Raw genomic sequence first — 1,634 nt, forward strand, 5'->3', positions numbered from 1 at the left:
GGCGCTTGCTTGGCAACCCCGACGAGCTTCTTGCCGCCCTTCTTCAAGGCCCGCGGAACCTTCTTGAGTGCCCTATGAACCGCCCCGGGTTTGATGGAGGCGGTGGTTATTGAGTCTCTCCCGCTCTCAAGCGGTCGGGATGGAGAGCTTCGTACTCGGCTGGGGGTCGCCTGTCGCAGGCGGAGTGCAGCCGCTCGTGGTTGTACCAGTCGACCCATTCGAGGGTCGCGAGCTCGACGTCCGACAAGGTCTTCCAGGGGCCGCGGCGGTTGATCTTCTCGGTCTTGAAGAGACCGATCGTCGACTCCGCGAGGGCGTTGTCGTAGCCGTCGCCGACGCTGCCGACGGACGGGTCGACGCCAGCGTCGATGAGCCGCGTCGTGAACGCCAAGCTCGTGTACTGGCTGCCGGCATCGTTGTGATGGACCATCCCGTCCGCCAACGGGATCCCGTCGCGCTGACGGCTCCACAACGCCATCTCCAGGGTGTCGAGGACCAACGAGGTCCTCATCGTCGTGTCGGCCTTCCAGCCCACGATCCGACGCGAGAAGGCGTCGATAACGAACGCGACGTACACAACGCCGGACCACGTCATGACATACGTGAAATCTGCGACCCACAGCCGGTTCGGGCACTCGGCGCTGAAGTTGCGCTCGACAAGATCCGTGGGCCGGTCGGCCTGGTCGTCGCGGATCGTCGTGCGCCGGCGCTTGCCCCGGCGAACGCCGACGAGGCCCTGCTGGCGCATCAAGCGTTCGACGGTGCATCGCGCGGCCGGGATGCGCTCGCGCTCGAGCTGCCACCACACCTTCTCCGCGCCGTAGCAGCCGTCGCTGCGCTCATGGATCAGCTCGATCACCGGGACAAGCTCCGCGTCACGCACAGCCCGCGCAGACGGATGCACTCGGCGCTTGCGGGCGGCGTAGTACGTCGACGGGGCGAACGCCAACGCGTGGCAGATCGGCTCGACCCCGTACTCGTCGCGGCGCCCGTCGATGAACTCGGTCATCGCCTCGGTGGTTGCGGGTCGAGCTCCCGCGCGAAGAAAGCCGACGCCGCCTTGAGAATCTCGTTCGCGCGACGCAGCTCGCGATTGTCGCGCTCAAGCTCCTTGATCCGCGCGGCCTCCGCCGACGTCGTCCCGGGCCGATTGCCATCGTCGACCTCGGCCTGGCGCACCCAGCCCCGCAGCGTCTCCGCGGTCATCCCCATCTTCTCGGCGATCGACGTGATCGCCGCCCACTGCGAGTCGTACTCGTGGCGGTGCTCGAGCACCATCTTCACGGCCCGTTCGCGGACCTCACGCGGATACGGCGGCTTCCTTGGCATATCGACCTGATCCTCTCAAGCGATCAAGCCTCCAAGAAACCCGGGGCGGTTCACACCGCCGGACCACATCTGGGCCGGTTTCGAACACGAGTCCAACGCCGCCGCGCACACGGCACCCGTCCCAGCTCTTATCAGCCTGACGCAGATACGCGATCGAGGCCGCGCGTCGGCTCCGCAACAAGCCGATAGCCTCCTCGAACTGAGGCAATCGTCGAAGCGCGTGGTTTCGTTCGGACTTCTCGTCGACGCGCTGGCGTATCGCCGCCGCGCGGGCCTCGGCCTTTCGCAATCCGTTCAGTCAGACG

General features: G+C 66.5%; 1 protein-coding gene and 1 other annotated feature. The gene reads right to left on the reverse strand.

Going from position 1 to position 1,634, the window contains the following annotated elements; all coding sequences use genetic code 11:
• Nucleotides 1-106: 106 nt before the first annotated feature.
• Nucleotides 107-1,329 (reverse strand): IS3 family transposase gene (locus V6M37_RS09905; protein WP_442881009.1). Its coding sequence is split into 2 segments (ribosomal slippage): nt 107-1,041 and nt 1,041-1,329, totalling 1,224 coding nucleotides; the frame shifts between segments, so codons are not numbered across the junction.
• Nucleotides 935-1,051: a sequence feature (AL1L pseudoknot), on the reverse strand. (Overlaps the previous gene by 117 nt.)
• Nucleotides 1,330-1,634: the final 305 nt, after the last annotated feature.

Source organism: Aromatoleum sp. (genome assembly GCF_036675785.1).
Lineage (GTDB): Bacteria > Pseudomonadota > Gammaproteobacteria > Burkholderiales > Rhodocyclaceae > Aromatoleum.